Here is a 15800-nt window from a genome sequence, read left to right on the forward strand (position 1 = left end):
TCAGGGCCAGGCTATCCACCGCCGCGCCGCCCACGGCCCAGACATGACGAAGGCCCCCGAAGGGGCCTTCACCTGGTGGAGCTGAGGGGATTCGAACCCCTGACCTTCTCATTGCGAACGAGACGCGCTACCAACTGCGCCACAGCCCCAGGAAGCGGGTACAAGGGTAGCACCCGCAAGACGGTGGTCGAACCCGTGCGGCACGGCCCCGAGGCCGGCCTGCTGCACCGGCCTCGCCGGCCCTCGGGCCGTCCGGACCTGCTACTCGCCCGACGCGCGGCGCCGGGCCAGCACGGCGTCGAGGTCGAACCCGGCGGTGACCGCCGCCGGCTCCTCGGCCACCTCGCGGCCGGTCTCCTCCCGGCCGGTCTCCCCCATGGCTGCGGCAGCCTCCGCGACGTCCTGCTCGTCCAGCACGAGCGGGGCCGGGTCCGGACGACGGACCGCGGGCTTGAGGGAGTACGTCGGGCGCGGGACCGGGACCGGCGCCCACGTCGGCGTCTCCTCGACGTCCGTCGCGACCTCGGCCACGGGCGCCTTCTCGGCGGCCCTCTCGGCCGGCACCCGGGCAATGACCTCGGTCGACGCCTCGGACGGACGGTGCGCGTGCCCGACGGCCGTCGGACGCGTCGAGCGCGGCACCGCGGCCCGCGCGGCCGCACCGGCCGCCCACGCGGCGTCCGCGCGCCGCCCCGCGACGACCGCCTGCCGGCCGAGCCCGAGCACGCTCACGAACAGCGCGGAGGGCACCAGGCCGAGGGCGATCAGCCCGCCCGCGACGACGCCGGCCCAGCCCGCGACCGCGAGCACGAGGAGCGTGGTGGCCAGGATCGCCCGACGGCGCGCTCCCGCGCGTCGGCGAGCCAGGTAGGCAGCGCGGGCCGCGCGCTCCGCCGCGGTGCGGCGAACGGCGTCGGCCACGACCCTGTCGGCAAGCCCGTGCGGCCGGTCCACTGACCCACCTCCTCGTCGCGGCGGGTGCAGGAGCACCCGTCCCTGGTTCGCGGCGACGTGCCGCCGTGCCCCCGGTTCCGTCCCCGCCACCCGCACCACCCGCAGCCGCTCGGAGAACCTGTCCTCGGTCCGGCACTCGGCGAGCTGCTGGCGGTACCGCAGGCGGTGCGGCACCAGGTATGCGATCCACAGGACCGCCACGGCGACCAGGAGGACGCCGGCGGTCTGGCTCACGTCACGACGGTAGGTGGCCGGACGAGCCCGGGGGCGGACCGGGCGCGGCGTGTCGGACGCGCGAACTACACCTGTGTGGTTCTGGTGCGCCGCCAGCGCGCCACCAGCCCGCCCGGCACCTCCTCGGCGGTCACCGCGAAGGTCCGGTGGTCCCGCCACCCGCCCTGGATGTGCAGGTAGCGCTCGCGCACGCCCTCCTCGCGCAGCCCCAGCTTCGCGACGACGCGCAGGCTCGCCGCGTTCTCCGGGCGGATCGCGATCTCCACCCGGTGCAGCCCGACGGGCCCGAGGCAGTGGTCGACGGCGAGCGCGACGGCCGTCGGGATGATGCCGCGGCCGGCCACGTGCTCGCTGACCCAGTAGCCGACGCTCGCCGAGCAGAGCGACCCGCGCGTGACGGACGCGACGGTGAGCTGCCCCACGAGCTCGCCGGCGTGCACGACGGCGAACGGCAGCGTCTCGCCCGCGCGCGCCTGCCGGGCGAGGACCCGGGCGTACGCCGCGAACGTGGGTGGGCGCCCGCGCGGCGGTTCCGGCGCGGTGGCCTCCCACGGGCGCAGCCACTCCTCGTTGCGGGCGCGCAGGGAGAGCCAGTCCGGGCCGTCGGAGCGGCGCAGCGGCCGCAGGAGGACGTCGCCCTCCCGCAGCTCCACGGGCCACCCGCGCGCCACGTCAGCCCTCCAGCACCAGGCAGGAGACGAGGTCACCCGCCGCGACCATCGTGGTGTCCTCGGGGACCACGACGAGCGCGTTCGCGCGGGCCAGCGCCGCCAGCGACTCCACGCCGGGCTCCAGCGGCGTCGCCGTGTAGCCCTCCCCCGGTGAGCCGACGACCGTCGCGGGGACCACCTGCGTCAGGCCCGCGGGCGACGCCCAGGCACGCGCCACCGCCGCGCGGACGTTCGGCCGGTACAGCGTGACCTGCCCGGCCATCGCGCGGAGCGCGGGGCGCAGGAACATCTCGAAGGTGAGCAGCGCGTCCACGGGGTGCCCGGGCAGCGCCGCCACGATGACGCCGGGCGCGCCGTCGTCCACCGGCAGGACGGCGCCCGGCACGACGCCGAAGCCCATCCGTCCGCCGGGCGTCATCGCCACCTGGTCCACGCGCACGTCCGGCAGGCCGGCGAGGACGTCCCCCACGGTGTCCCACGGCCCCGCGGACAGGCCGCCGACGAGCACCAGCAGGTCCGCGCGGACGAGCTGGTCGGCGACCACCTCGCGCAGCACCGCGCGGTCGTCGGGCACCGGGCCGACGCGGACCGCGGCGGCACCCGCCTCGCGCGCCGCCGCGACCAGGGCGTGCGCGTCGGCGTCGTGCACCGTGCCGTCCCGGAGGCGGCGGCCGGCCTCGACGAGCTCGTCGCCGATCGTCACCACCACGACGCGCGGCGTCGGTCGCACCCACAGGCGGCTCCGCCCGACGGCGGCGGCCAGCGCCAGGTGCCGCGGTCCGACGCGGGTCCCCGCGGCCAGCACCGTGCTCCCGGCCCGGGCGTCCTGGCCGGCCTGCCGCACGCCCTCCCCGGGCGCGACGGCGGCCCGCAGGGCGACCTTGGCGCGGCCCCGGTCCGACGCCTCGAGCGGCACGACGGCGTCCGCCCCCACGGGCAGCGGCGCGCCGGCGGCGACGAGGACCGCCGTCCCCGGCACGTGCCGCAACCGGCTGCCGGTCACCGGCACGTCGTCCACGACGGGCAGCTCGCCGGCCCCGCGGGCGTCCGCCGCGAGCACGGCGTAGCCGTCCCGGTCGGCCATCGGCACGACCGGGACGTCCGCCTCGGCCACCACGTCGCGGGCCACGATGCAGCCGTCCGCGTCCGAGAGCACGACGTCCAGCGGGGGCATCGGCGCGGCGGCCGCCAGGACCGCCGCGAGCTGGTCCGCGACGGACCTCACTGCCAGCTGTCCACGTACTCCACGAGCCAGTCCCGCAGGTCCGGACCGAGGTCGGGGCGCTCGCACGCGATCTGCACGACGGCCTTGAGGTAGTCCAGGCGGTCGCCGGTGTCGTAGCGACGGCCCCGGAAGATGACGCCGTGCACCCCGCCGCCCTGCTCGGCGGGCAGGCCCGCGAGCGTCGCCAGCGCGTCGGTCAGCTGGATCTCGCCGGCGCGCCCCGGCTCCGTCGTCTCGAGGATGTCGAAGACCGCGGGGTGCAGCACGTACCGGCCGATGACCGCGAGGTTGCTGGGCGCACGCGCGGGGTCCGGCTTCTCGACGAGCCCGGTCACGCGCACGTGGTCCTCGACGTCGCCGGCGAGCGGCGCGATCTCCGCGCACCCGTACGCACCGACCTGCTCCGGCTCGACCTCCAGCAGCGCCACGACGGAGCCGCCGACCCGCTCCTGCAGCTCGATCATCTCGGTGAGCAGCGGGTCGCGCTCGTCGATGAGGTCGTCACCCAGCAGCACCGCGAACGGCTCGTCGCCGACGTGGTGGCGGGCGCACAGCACCGCGTGCCCGAGTCCCTTGGGCTGACCCTGACGCACGAAGTGCACGTTGGCGAGCTCGGTCGACCGGCGCACCTGGGCGAGGCGGTACTCGTCGCCCTTCGCCTCCAGGATGCTCTCCAGCTCCGGCACCGCGTCGAAGTGGTCGTCGAGGCTGCGCTTGGAGCGGCCCGTGATCATCAGGACGTCGGCCAGACCAGCGCGGGCGGCCTCCTCGACCACGTACTGGATCGCCGGCTTGTCGACGATCGGGAGCATCTCCTTGGGCGTGGACTTGGTGGCGGGCAGGAACCGCGTGCCCAGGCCCGCGGCGGGGATCACGGCTTTGCGGATGGTCATGTCTGGCAGGCTAGCGGCCCGGCGCGCCGCGGGCCCCACCAAGGGCGGAGATGTCGCGCATCGGCGCGCCGACGGCCGTCTCACCCGCACCCCCGGGTGCGCCCTGGAGCCGAGCCGACGAACTCTTTGCCATGATGTGACCATGAGCACGTCCGACCAGCCGTACCCCGAGCACCAGTCCGGGCTCGAGGTCTACGAGGTCAAGGAGGAGCTCCGGCGGGCGCTGCGCGCGCGGCGCGCCAAGCTGACGCCGCGCGCTCTCGAGGCGGCGGGCCTGGGCCTGGCGAAGGTGGTCGCGGGCGTGCCCGCCGTCGCCGAGGCGACGTGCGTGGCCGCCTACGTCTCGCGGCCGACCGAGCCGCCCACCACCCCGCTGCTCGACCGGCTCGCCGCGCGCGGCACCCAGATCATGCTCCCCGTGCTCGGCGCCGGCCTGCGCCGCGACTGGGCGTGGTACCGCGGACCCGGCGACCTGCAGGTCCGCGCACCCGGGCGGCCCGCCGAACCGGCCGGCCCGACGCTCGGCGCCGACGCGCTCACCGAGGTCCGCGCCGTCATCGCGCCGGCGCTGGCGGTCGACACCGACGGCGGCCGGCTGGGCCAGGGCGGCGGCTGGTACGACCGCGTGCTGCGGCACGCCCCCGCGGACGCCCTCGTCGTCGCCGTCGTCTTCGACGAGGAGGTCTACGACGCCGTGGTCCGGCCGCTCCCGCGCGAGCCGCACGACCGCCTCGTCGACATCGTCGCGACCCCGTCCGGGTGGCGCTGGCTCAGGACGCCGGCCGGAGCGTGAGCTCGCGGCCCGCGGCGTCGCGGACGGCGTCGGGCGTGAACGGCCAGGGGAAGGTGTCGCCGTGCGCCCAGGCGTCGAACTGGTCCGTGTAGTGCACGCTGCCGGGGTGCCCTGAGGTCCCGGTCACCGTGACCCAGGTGGACGCGTCGAGGTCGCCCAGGTCCACGACCATGCGCATCGCCGGACCCGCCGTGACCGCGAAGGAGCCGCTCGCCGCGTCCCACGCCGTGGCGTTCACGATGGACGACCCGCCGGGCACCGCGAGGGGCTGCGGGTTGACGAGTTCGCGCACGGGTGCGGGGATCCCGCCGCCGCCGAGGACGGCGTGCTGCGGCGCGGCCGTGTGCAGCCGCCCCCACTCCCAGTCCCGCACGTCCTTGCCCAGCTGCACGGTCAGCTCGAGGCGCGCCGTCTCGAGCGCGCGGGACAGCAGCTCGTCCCGGCTCTCGACGACGTTCACCGTCGTGCGGTCGTCCCACCAGGGGTTGTCGGGGTCGCCGAGGAGGTTCACCACCACCTGGAGCCACCGGCTGCCGCCGTTCGGCCAGACGCTCTCGGGCAGGTCGTCCTGGAAGGTGAGCTCCAGCAGCGTCGACCAGACCGCCGCGAAGTAGGCGGCCGCCGACGAGTCCGCCGTCTGCCGGCCGTCCCAGTCGCGCAGCAGGTCCACGGCCTCCTCGGTGAACTCGTCCGCGACCGGCGCACCGAGCAGCGCCGGCACCAGCTCGTCGGCGAACGGGCTCCAGGTGTCGAGCTGCATCTGGTTCGTGAGCTCGACGTCGATCGGCGTGCCCGCCTCGATCGCCTCGTCCAGCAGGGTCCGGATGCGCTGGGACCGGTAGCCGTAGTCCCAGTCGTTCGTCAGGAACGGGCCGGAGCCCGCCACGGCCTGGTTCGCGGCGACGACGTAGCCCTCGGGCGGGTCCTGAACGGCAGGCAGGTCCTGCGGGGTCACGAAGCCCTGCCAGTCGTAGCGCGAGTCCCAGCCGGGCCGCGGCCAGGAGCCGTCGGACGGCACCGGGCCGTCGGTGACCCGCTGGCGGATCGGGATCAGCCCCGGCGCCTGGTAGCCGATGTGGCCGTCGGTCGACGCCCAGACGATGTTCTGCGCGGGGACGGCGAACGCCGCGGCCGCCGCCGCGACGTCGGCGGCCCCGGCCGCGGTGTTGAGCCGGAACACGGCGTCCGCGGTCCGGCCGGGGGTCAGGGCGGTCCACGCGAGCGCGACCTCGGTGCGTCCGCCGCGCCCGCCGGTCGGCGTCGGCGACCCGGCCAGGGAGGCGATGTCGAGGACGTCGCTGACGAGGGGCCCGTGGTCGGTGGCGCGCACCTCGAGCTCGACGGGGTCGCCGCCGTTGACCTCGATCACCTCGGTGCGGACGTCGAGCGCCTTGCGCTCGCCGTCGTACAGGTAGGTGCCCGTCTCGTCGTCGACGCGCTCGAGGAAGAAGTCGGTGACGTCCGCGCCCATGTTCGTCAGACCCCAGGCGAGGTCGGCGTTGTGCCCGATGATGACGCCCGGGAACCCCGCGAACGTGAAGCCGGCCACGTCGAACGGGCACTGCGGGCCGACGTCGGCGCAGCGCAGGCCCATCTGCATGAAGACCCCCGGCGCGGAGATCGCCAGGTGCGGGTCGTTGGCGAGGATGGGCGCACCGCTCGCGGTCAGGTCGCCGGAGACGACCCACGAGTTGGAGCCGACGCCGTCGCCCTCCCCTACGAGGGTCGGGATCGCGTCGAGCGCCGCCTGGGCGTCGGCGAGCGCCCGCTCGAGGTCGGCCGGCAGCACGGCGTTGCCGGTCGACGCGACGTCGGACCCGTCCGCCTCCGCGGCCACGATCGACAGGTGCTCGTCCGCGGGGTAGCGCGGGAAGAGCTCGTCGACCCGGGCGACGTCGCGGACCGTCGTGTACGTGAGGCCGCGGGCGAGCTCGTCGTCGTAGTTGGCGCGCAGGTCCCAGGCCATGGCCTTGAGCCAGGCGAGGGAGTCGACCGCGTCCCACGGCTCGGGGTGCGCGACGTCGACCTGGAGCCCCAGCACCGTGTACTCGACGGCGAGCTCCTCGGCGCTCCTGCTGTCCAGGTAGGCGTTGACGCCCTCGGCGTAGGCCTGGAGGTAGCGGCGCGTCGACTCGTCGATCAGGCCCAGCTCCTGCTCGGCGACGTCGCGCCAGCCGAACGTGCGGATGACCTTGTCGGCCGCGAGCGCGTCCTCGTTCTCGCCGACCAGCTCCGACAGGCGACCGGCGGTGACGTGCCGGCGGTAGTCCATCTCGAAGAAGCGGTCCTGCGCGTGCACGTAGCCCTGCGCGCGGAACAGGTCCTCGGCCGTGGCCGCCTCGATGGTCGGCACGCCCCGCGCGTCGCGCAGCACCGACACCTCGGCGGTCAGGCCCGGCAGGTCGGCGCTGCCGGCGTGGTCGGGCAGGGGCCGGCGCACGACCGCGGCGGCCACGGCGACCAGCGCCACGAGGGCGAGCACCACGACCAGGGCGACGACGATGAGGACGCGCAGCGCACGGCTTCGGGGCACGCTGCGAGGGTAGCCGCTCGGGCCGCGCCCGGCCGGGCGGGTCCGGCCGACAGGCCCGGCCGGCGGGCCCGGTGAGCCGGCCCTGGCGGGTCGTCCGGCGGGTCGTCCGGCGGGTCGTCCCGGCGGACGGGAATGCGACGGGCCCCGCGAGCGTCGTACCATTGGCACTCGGATGAGCCGAGTGCCAGGCCGGGCGAGCACCCCGCCGGGCCGACCTGTCGAGCTGACCTGGAGGGACAGTGCCGACGTACTCCTACGCGTGCACCGCGTGCGGGCACCGCTTCGACGCCCAGCAGGCATTCACGGACGCCTCGCTGACCGAGTGCCCGGAGTGCTCCGGTCGCCTGCGCAAGCTCTTCGGTGCCGTGGGCGTCGTCTTCAAGGGCTCCGGCTTCTACCGGACCGACTCGCGGTCGTCGGGCAAGACGGCGTCGATCCCGGCCTCGTCCAGCAGCTCGTCCAGCAGCAGCTCGTCCAGCAGCAGCTCGTCCAGCACGCCGTCGACGTCGAGCACCTCGACGCCCGCCGCGAGCGCCCCGGCCGCGTCGGCCTGAGCCCCACCGGCAACCCGGCCACCTGAGGTCGCGGCCGCCACTCCACCGCGTCCGACTCTCCACCGCGTCCGGCGCCCCCTGCCCGTCCCCAGCCCCTCCGGGCCGCCACGCTCCCTGCCCGACGCCGGCCCTAGCGTCCCCGGGTGACCTCGCCCCGGCTGCCCCTCGCGCTCCGCGTCCTGGCCTGGCGCGTGCGCCCCGCGGTGCTCGCCCTCGGCCTCGTCGCCGCGTGCGCGCTCGCCGCGCGCGCCGCGGCACCGCCCCCCGCCCCCACGGTGCCCGTCGTCGTCGCCGACGACGACCTCAGCGCCGGCGACGTGCTCACCGCGGAGGACCTGCGGACCGTGCGGCTCCCCCGCTCCGCCGCGCCGACGGGGGCCGTGCCGCACGCCGACTCCCTCGTGGGCGAGGCGCTCGCGGTCGACGTGCCCCGCGGGCTGGTCGTCCTGCCCGCGCACCTGACGCGGTCCCGGTTCGCCACCGCGGCGCCGGACGGGACCGTCGCCGTCCCGGTGCACCTGGCCGACGCCGCGGTCGCCGCGTTGCTGCGGCCTGGGGACCGCGTCGACCTGGTCTCCGGCGGGCTCGACGGCTGGCCCGGCGAGGACGGACCCGCCGTCCTGGCCGCGTCAGCACTCGTCCTGGAGGTCCTCACCGAGGACGACGCGGGCGACGGCGGCGTCGGGCTGCTGGGCTCCGGGACCGCCGCAGACACGGACCCGCTCGTCGTCGTGGCGGTGCCGGCGGAGGACGGGCACCGCATCGCGGCCGCCGCAGGGGGCTCCCTCGGGGCCGTCCTGGTGCAAGGATCCTGACGAGTCAGGGCGAACCGCCCGGCTGGAGCACCGGAAGGGGTGGCGGGGATGATCAACGGCTTCAAGCAGTTCATCTTGCGGGGCAACGTGGTGGACCTGGCGGTGGCGGTCGTCATCGGCGCCGCCCTCGGCGCGGTCGTCACCTCGATCGTCGAGAACATCATCACGCCGCTCCTGGCGGCGCTCGGCGGGGTGCCCGACGTGTCGGGGCTGTGGACCTTCACGATCAACGAGGCGGTCTTCTCCCTCGGCGCGGTCATCGCCGCGATCGTCAACTTCCTCTTCATCGCGGCCGCCGTGTACTTCGTCATCGTCATGCCGATGAACAAGCTCGCCGAGCGTCGCAAGAAGGGCGTCGAGCCCGAGCCCAAGGCGCCGGCCGAGGACGTCCTGCTGCTGCAGGAGATCCGCGACCTCCTGGCTGCGCGCCGGGACGTCTGACGCCCGTCACTGGGGCGAGGGCGCACGGCGGTGGGCATCAGCCCCGCCGCGTCAGTCCTTGCCCCAGTGCGGCGGGACCTCGCGGCGCAGGCGCTCGCCGTCGTCGGGCTCGGGGCGGTCGCCCCAGCCGAGGTCCGCGTCGTCCGACGTCGGGGAGATCACCGGCTGCTCCCGGCCCGGGCGCACCGCCCGTCGGTGCCGGCGCGGCCGGCCGGCCGCGGGCGTGGGCGTGGGCGCGTCGGTCGCGGTGGGTTCCGCGGGCGGGACCGCCGCAGGGCTCTCGGTACCCGCCCGGTCCCAGTCGTCGCGGCCGTTCATCGCGACCGGCGGACCGCCGCGTCGACGGCCTGGTCGACCCTGCTGCCCCGGCGCTTGATGCCGAGCTCGGCGCGCAGTGCGGTCGCCAGCTCGACGTCGCCCCGCGGGACGCCGTCGGACGCGATCCACGCGACCATGTCGTCGAGCTGGTCGTCGGTGTAGGCGCTGATGGGAAGGCCGACCTCGACGTCGGGGCGCGGGCCGCGGGCCGGCGGGACGTCGAACAGTCCCGGCTGCTCGACGGCCGGCGCTGACGCGTCCCCGGACTCGTCCAGGGGCGACGATTCCTCTGCCGACGTCGCCTCAGCCGCCGCTGCCTCCTCGACGACCGGACCGGTGCCCGTGACGGGCAGGCCGACCTCGGCGGTGTCGCCGTCGTCCAGACCGATGGGCGCCGCCGGCAGCGGCGGGCGGGCGCCCGGCTTCGGCGTCGTCGCGGCAGCGACGCGGGCGGCCTCGGCCTCCCGGGCCAGCTCGGCGGCCGCGGCCGCCTGGGCCTGCGCCAGCGCGTGGCGCGCCTCGATCACCGTCGCGCACACGGCGTCGGCCTCGGCCTGCGGGTCCAGGAACGCGGCGGCGGACCACACCTGCGCCACGCTCCAGCCCAGCCGCTCGAGCCGCTGCGGCACCTGGCGGTCGCGCACCCGCACGCTCGGCTCGGCGACGTAGGCGTCGTCGTCGGTGAGCACCGCGACGAGCATGCGGTCGGGCACGTCGGGGTGGCCGACGACCAGCGGGATCCGGTAGCCGTCGCCGGGGCCGTGGTCGACGTCGACGAGCAGGCCGGCGCGCCACAGGCGCTCGGCGAGGTCCAGGACCAGCCGGTCCGGGTCGGCGCCGGCGTGCGGCGCGGGCCGACCGGCCGGGCCGCCCGCGGAGCGGCGCTCGACGAGCGCGAGCAGCTCGGCGAGCAGCAGCGCCCCGGGCGTCTTGAGCCGATCGACGTCCAGGTCGCCGGCAGCGAAGCAGCTCACGAGGGTCAGCCGCTCCCGCACCGTGGTGAGGGCGTCGACCAGAGCGGCGTCGCCGCCGTCGTCGGTGAGCGGACCGAACCGGTGCAGCACCCGGCCGTGCGGCGTGCGGCCGAAGCCGACCGAGAGGATGACGTCGTCGCGCAGCAGCCCCTGGGTCGCGCCCACGAGGGCGACCGTGAAGGGCTCGGGCCGCTCGGGCGCCACCAGCCGCATGACGGCCGGGTCCTCCGTGGCCAGCGAGGCGACGGCGTCGCGCACCCGCTCCGCGTGCGCCCGCGACGCGGTGACGACGGCGAGGGACGCCGACGGGCGGGTCCGCGCGTGCTCGGCCACGAGCTCGACCACGCGCGCCACCTCGGCGGCCGTGCCCTCGACGAGGCCGGCGTCGTCGGGCATGCCCGTGCCGTCGACGACCTCCAGCCGCAGCAGCCCTGCGTCGGACGGCAGCGGCGTCGGGCGCAGCCGGTCGCCGTAGCCGTGGGCGGCCAGGAAAGCGGTGAGCGCGGGGTCGCGGCGCGCCGCGTCGGCGCGCAGGGCGACGGTCGGCAGCAGGGGCGCGAGGGCGGCCAGGGCGCTGCCGGCGGGGCACCGGCTGTCGCCGACGACGAGCACCTGCCGGCCGCGGGCCAGGGCCGGGACCACCTCCTCCAGCGGGAGGTGGCCCGCCGCGTCGACGACGACGAGGTCGGTGTCGCGGCGGGGCGGCAGCAGGTGCGGCACCATCATCGGCGACGCGACGATGCACGGGCGCAGGTGGCGGGCGACCGCCGGGTAGCGCTCCACGGCCTGACGCAGGGTGCCGAAGCGTCCCTCGACGATCTCGGCGAACAGGTCCTGGGTCGCCGTCTCGGCGAGCGCCATCCGCGCGAGCACCGACGACCGGGCCGACGCGCGGGCCAGCACGGCCCGGTCGGCGAGCAGCCGCTCGTCGAGCGCGCGGAACTCCGCGACCAGCCGGGCCAGCGTGACGCCGTCGTGCCCCGCGAGGGCCGGGTCCTCGGTGAGGATGAGCTCGAAGACGGTGCTCCACCAGGCGAGCTCGAGCTCCGCGGCGACCACCCCGGCCGTCACGCGGCGCGCGGCCAGGTCGGCGAGCAGCCCCCCGAGGCCCCGCTGCTGGAGGCTGCGCAGGAGCGCCGTCCGCTCGGGCAGCGTGTCGAGGGCCTCACGGTCGGCGCGCAGCCGGCCGAGCCGCAGCTCCAGCTCGTCCCACGTGAGGCTGGGCAGGTCGCCGCCGCCGGCCGTGGGCGCGAGGACGTCCGAGAGCGCGTCGAGGTCCGCGCGCGTCTCCCGCTCCTCGAGCTCCAGCGCCGCGAGGCCCTCCGGGATGCGGGGCCAGCCCCCGGCGGGGCAGTGCGCCCGCCAGATCTCGCGCTGCTCGGCCGCCTCCAGGAGCGCACCGTGCAGGTCGGCCACCGGCCGTCCCGGGCGCAGCATGTCCTTGGCCTGCTTGCGCAGGCGCCGCCGCACGGAGCCGCTCATCGCGATGCCGCGCTCGGCCCGCCAGGCCGGCGTGGCCGTCGCGGCGACGAGGTCGGCGGCCGACCGCTCGAAGACGACCGGGCGGAAGACGTCGAGGGCGGCGCGCACGCCCTCGAGCATCGAGAGCTGCTCGGTCCACGCGGCCGGCGTCGCCGCCGGCACGAGACCGGTCTCCTCGGCCACCCGCGTCGCCTCGGCGCGCATCTGCGGGAGCGACTGGTTGAGCAGGTGGTCCAGGCGGCGCAGCGCGGCCTTGGCCCGGTCGGGCGTCGGCAGGTCCGCGCCGTACCAGGGCGAGGCCTGGGCGGCCGGCGAGAACGCGCCGAGGGTGGCGACCCGCACGAGGTCGGTGCCCGCCTGCGCCCGGATCTCCCCACCGAGCGCCTCGGCCACCGGCGGTGTGAGCCGCACGCGCGTCGCCGGCGCAGGCCGGGTCGAGGTCAGCCGCGCGAGCGCCTGGAGCGCGTCGTACGCGGAGCAGTCCCACGGTGCCCGCACGCGGTGCAGCGCGGCGATGTAGCGCTGCAGGCGCGAGCGGCGGTCGAGCAGCTCGCGCTCGACGATGGCCACCTTCTCGGCATCCACCGCCACGGGCTCGGTGGTCATCGCGCCCAGCAGGCGCTGACCGGCCTGCTCGCGCCAGCCGGAGCGCGGGGCGACGTCGAGCACGACGTCGTCCAGGCCGAGCGCGCGCAGCCGCTCGGTGACCGCCTCGGCCGCGCGCCGGTGGCCCGCGACGTACAGCACGGTGCGCCCCGCCGCGGTGGCGTCGGCGACGACGGCGGCGACCGTCCCGGCGACGTCGCTGCCCGGCGGGGCGTCGACGAGCACGTGGTGGCCGGCGCCCAGCGCCTCGAGGACGTGCAGCTGCGCGGGGTCGAGGTCGCCGACGCCCTCCTCGTCGGGGGCGCGGTCGCCGGACGGGCGCGGCGGGAGCGGGTGGGCGAGCGCCGCCGCGGCCCGCTCGTCGCCGGCGAGCGCGGCGACGACCTCGTGCTCGGTCAGCTGGGGCGCGAGGGCGTCGAGGTCGTCGACGAGGCTCTGCTCGGGGTGCACGAACGTGCCGACCAGCAGGCGGTCGTCGAGCTGGAAGTCCTCCAGGAGGGTCTCGCCGAGGCCGCGCAGGCGGTCGAGCGCCGGCCGCGGGTCGAATCCCGAGGGTCCGAAGGCGCCGCGGGCGAGCGCGAGCGGGTCGAGCAGCGCGCCGCGCTGCCGCAGCGCCACCGCGAGCAGCGGGTTCACCTCGAGCGACGGCTCGAGGGCGAGGTCGATGTCCGGCTCACCGGGGTGCGGGGCGACGGTGACGGGCCGCAGGAGGACCGGGGCGTGCAGGGTCCGCGTACGCCGCCGGCCGGGGCGCGGCGTGGTGCGGGCGCCGGTGCGTACCGCCGGCGGTGCGACGAGCGGGATGGGCGCGGTCGTGGCGTCGGGCTCGGTGATCCGCGGCCCGCGCGCGTTCCCGGACACGAGCACGGCGGGACCGTCCGCCCGTTCCGCGGCCGGCCCGGCCCCGGCGGCCGCCGCCGCGGGCGCGGTCCGCTCCCCCGTCCGCGGGGTCGTGGACTCGTCGGGGACGACGGCGTCGGCCTCGGCCTCGGGCACGTCGTCGACGAGCTCCTCCACCCACGTCGCGACGCCGATGGCGAGGAAGGTCGAGGCGATGCCGTAGCGCTGGGCGTGCTCGTCCGCGCGTCCGGCGACCGAGCGGGCACGGCGGCGCGCCGCGGTGAGCGCGGAGCCCTCGCGCACGAGGTTGGACAGCCGCGTGGTGCGCCCGGCGAAGAGCTGGGCGATGCCCGAGGGGTGCGCCGCGGTGAGGTCGAGGACCGCCGCGCCCAGCCGCCCGACGTCGGCGAGGGCCGAGTCGCCGGCCTCCGTCACGAGGGCGGCGCGCCATGCGGCGCACGCGCGCGCGACCAGCTCCTCGGGGCCGACGGGCCGGACGGCGACGGGTCCGGACGGGGCCGGCGTCGCGGTGTCCGGCTCGGCCCCCAGGGCGATGGAGCGCGCTCGAGCAGTCACATCAGCACGGTAACGAGCGCCTCGCGCGGGGCCGGGGAGCCGCGCCGCCGCGAGTTCGGGTGAACGCAGATCCGCGAGCGCAGGAAGGGCTCAGGGGCACGCACCGGGCGAGTCACGGGGTGCACCGGGCGACCGGGCCCGGACATGAGACAGTGCGCACCACGCAGGGGGCAGGCGGTGCGCACTGTCGAGATCGATTGTGTACCCCCTGGGGTTCACGGGTCAATCTGGAGGTCCATGATCGCAAGGCCTCCGGGCAACTTTCACCCGCTCGGCCGAGCGGCCCGGCGGAACCTGCCGCCGGGCGCGCTCTGGCGCGCTACAGCGCCGCCGGGTCAGCCCGCCGGGATCACCAGCACCCAGGGCGAGCCACCCGGCACCGGAGTGCCCGGCTCCTGACCCTGCGACCACCACTTCGCCTCGTACGGCACACCGTCGAGCAGCACCCGGTCGCCGGCGACGTACACGCCGTCGGCATCCCAGTCGGGGTAGGTCCCGGCCGGCAGGGTGGGCAGGGGCGCGGGTCTGTCGCCGGGCAGCACGGGCCCGATGAGCGTCCACGGCGAGTCCCACTCGTTGGCGACCGGCGTCCCGGGGACGACCCCGCTGGTCCAGAAGCGCGCCTGGTAGACCTGCTTGTGCCAGACGATCTTCGTCCCGGCCGGGTAGGTGCCGTACGGGTCCCAGATCGGGTACGGGCTGGTCTCCGGGTCGTCCACGACGTCCGCGGGGCTCGCCGCGGTCGCCGTCGGCGTCGGCGTCGACCGCGCGGTCCCGGCGGGGTCCGGCGTGACGGGCTGCAGGTCCAGGTCGGCCGCCAGCGTCTCCGCGAAGCTCTCGCCGCGCTGGTCGACGCCGCTGCAGCCGGTCTGCACCACCGTGAGCACCGACGGCAGCGGGGCCGTGCAGGTGGCGTCCCGGTTGAGCGACCACATCGACACCAGGCCGAGCCCGCGGTCCTTGGCGAACGCGTTCACCGCCGCCGCGTCGGCGAGGGTGAACCGCTCGGACTGGACGTCGCTCTGGCCGATCATCGGCGTGACGCCGACGCGCGCCCAGGAGTCGCTCGTCGACATGCGACGGCCCGCGTCCGCGAACGCGTCGGCGACCTGGTCGCGCAGTGCCTCGGCCGCCGAGACGACGACGTCGGCGAGGGGCTCGTGCGGCGAGGTGACCACGCCGAAGTTCATCGTCATGCCGTTGACGCCACCGACGTCGACCCCCGCCGCCAGGAACGTCTCCACCGTCGTCACGCCGCGGTCGGTGAGCCCGTCCGGGCCGACGGGCAGGGTCAGCCACACGTCGAGCGAGCGACCGGCGTCGGCTGCCTCGTCCTGCAGGTCCTTGAACGCGGCCGCCCGGCGGGCGGCGCCCGCCTCGTCCTCCAGCGCCGTGCCCTCGATGTCGAGGTCGACGCGGCTCAGGTCGTAGCGGTCGATGACGTCGCGGTACGCGGTGCGCAGCGCGTCGGGGTCGCTGCACGCGGCGGACAGCTCGGTCCCGAGCTGTCCCCCGAAGGAGACCCAGACGTCACCACCGGTCGCGCGCAGCTGCGCGATCCGACGGTCGAGCTCGAGGACGTCGGCGGCGTCCTGGAGCCCGTAGTAGCCGCCCCAGGTGGGGGTGCACGGCGACTGCGGGTCCGCGACCACGAAGGAGAGCGCCACCGTCGACTGGGCGGGGCCCGAGGGGGTCTCGAAGGCGAACGCCGGGGTGGCGGTGACGTCGACGTAGGCGGCGAACCGCGAGTCGCCCGGGTCGGGCGTCGGGGCGACGATGGCGGCGACGGTGCGGGTGCCCGTCCAGCCGAGGCCCCCGACGAGGGCGAGCACGACGAGCAGGCGCCACGGGGAGACCCGGGTCCGCTGGGAGCTGGGCGAAGTCATCAGGG

The 15800-nt window shown here is 76.6% G+C and carries 12 protein-coding genes, 1 tRNA gene and 1 pseudogene; 4 read left to right on the plus strand and 10 right to left on the minus strand.

The window, feature by feature from the left end:
• Window positions 1-73 precede the first annotated feature (73 nt).
• From AFE02nite_RS07470 to galU, 5 genes are all read right to left on the minus strand, one after another.
• Window positions 74-149: transfer RNA gene (locus AFE02nite_RS07470), tRNA-Ala, on the minus strand.
• 112 nt (window positions 150-261) lie between these two features.
• The gene (locus tag AFE02nite_RS07475) at window positions 262-1188 is read right to left on the minus strand and encodes a hypothetical protein (RefSeq protein ID WP_146819376.1); all 927 of its coding nucleotides are present in this window, start codon (window positions 1186-1188) and stop codon (window positions 262-264) included.
• A 65-nt stretch (window positions 1189-1253) separates the two neighbouring features.
• Complete coding sequence (locus AFE02nite_RS07480) at window positions 1254-1859, minus strand: GNAT family N-acetyltransferase (RefSeq protein ID WP_034249858.1); 606 nt, start codon at window positions 1857-1859, stop codon at window positions 1254-1256.
• A gap of 1 nt (window position 1860) precedes the next feature.
• Window positions 1861-3084 (minus strand): molybdopterin molybdotransferase MoeA, encoded by a 1224-nt coding sequence (locus AFE02nite_RS07485; RefSeq protein WP_146819377.1) that lies wholly within the window; start codon window positions 3082-3084, stop codon window positions 1861-1863.
• Complete coding sequence (gene galU, locus AFE02nite_RS07490; protein WP_146819378.1) at window positions 3081-3977, minus strand: UTP--glucose-1-phosphate uridylyltransferase GalU; 897 nt, start codon at window positions 3975-3977, stop codon at window positions 3081-3083. Before galU ends, AFE02nite_RS07485 begins: the two co-directional genes overlap by 4 nt.
• A 142-nt stretch (window positions 3978-4119) precedes the next feature.
• On the opposite strand from galU, the gene AFE02nite_RS07495 reads away from it, so the two are divergent.
• A complete protein-coding gene (locus AFE02nite_RS07495; RefSeq protein WP_146819379.1) occupies window positions 4120-4770 on the plus strand; it encodes a 5-formyltetrahydrofolate cyclo-ligase in 651 nt (216 codons plus the stop codon).
• On the opposite strand, the gene AFE02nite_RS07500 is transcribed toward AFE02nite_RS07495, so the two are convergent.
• A complete protein-coding gene (locus tag AFE02nite_RS07500) occupies window positions 4748-7303 on the minus strand; it encodes a penicillin acylase family protein (protein ID WP_052114103.1) in 2556 nt (851 codons plus the stop codon). The genes AFE02nite_RS07495 and AFE02nite_RS07500 overlap by 23 nt on opposite strands.
• A 239-nt stretch (window positions 7304-7542) precedes the next feature.
• Between AFE02nite_RS07500 and AFE02nite_RS17915 the strand changes: the two are divergent.
• Window positions 7543-7635: pseudogene (locus AFE02nite_RS17915) on the plus strand (FmdB family zinc ribbon protein); the annotation flags it as partial.
• 62 nt (window positions 7636-7697) lie between these two features.
• Here AFE02nite_RS17915 and AFE02nite_RS17920 read toward each other — a convergent pair.
• Window positions 7698-7898: a hypothetical protein gene (locus AFE02nite_RS17920; protein WP_034250437.1), complete on the minus strand. Its 201-nt coding sequence runs from the start codon at window positions 7896-7898 to the stop codon at window positions 7698-7700.
• A gap of 102 nt (window positions 7899-8000) precedes the next feature.
• Between AFE02nite_RS17920 and AFE02nite_RS07510 the strand changes: the two genes are divergently transcribed.
• A complete protein-coding gene (locus tag AFE02nite_RS07510) occupies window positions 8001-8672 on the plus strand; it encodes an SAF domain-containing protein (RefSeq protein WP_146819382.1) in 672 nt (223 codons plus the stop codon).
• Between the two features lie 48 nt (window positions 8673-8720).
• On the plus strand, window positions 8721-9113 hold the full coding sequence (gene mscL / locus AFE02nite_RS07515; protein ID WP_034250220.1) for a large conductance mechanosensitive channel protein MscL: 393 nt from the start codon (window positions 8721-8723) through the stop codon (window positions 9111-9113).
• Window positions 9114-9164: 51 nt separating this feature from the next.
• On the opposite strand, the gene AFE02nite_RS07520 is transcribed toward mscL, so the two are convergent.
• The 3 genes from AFE02nite_RS07520 to AFE02nite_RS07530 all read right to left on the minus strand — a co-directional run bounded on the left by AFE02nite_RS07520 (window position 9165) and on the right by AFE02nite_RS07530 (window position 15795).
• Entirely contained in the window at window positions 9165-9431 is a 267-nt protein-coding gene (locus AFE02nite_RS07520; protein WP_146819383.1) for a hypothetical protein, read from the minus strand.
• Entirely contained in the window at window positions 9428-13909 is a 4482-nt protein-coding gene (locus AFE02nite_RS07525) for a hypothetical protein (RefSeq protein ID WP_146819384.1), read from the minus strand. The genes AFE02nite_RS07520 and AFE02nite_RS07525 overlap by 4 nt, the downstream gene beginning before the upstream one ends.
• A gap of 335 nt (window positions 13910-14244) precedes the next feature.
• A complete protein-coding gene (locus AFE02nite_RS07530; RefSeq protein WP_034248019.1) occupies window positions 14245-15795 on the minus strand; it encodes a carbohydrate-binding protein in 1551 nt (516 codons plus the stop codon).
• Between the last annotated feature and the right edge of the window lie 5 nt (window positions 15796-15800).

Origin of the sequence: Actinotalea fermentans (genome assembly GCF_007991475.1) — a bacterium.
GTDB lineage: Bacteria > Actinomycetota > Actinomycetes > Actinomycetales > Cellulomonadaceae > Actinotalea > Actinotalea fermentans.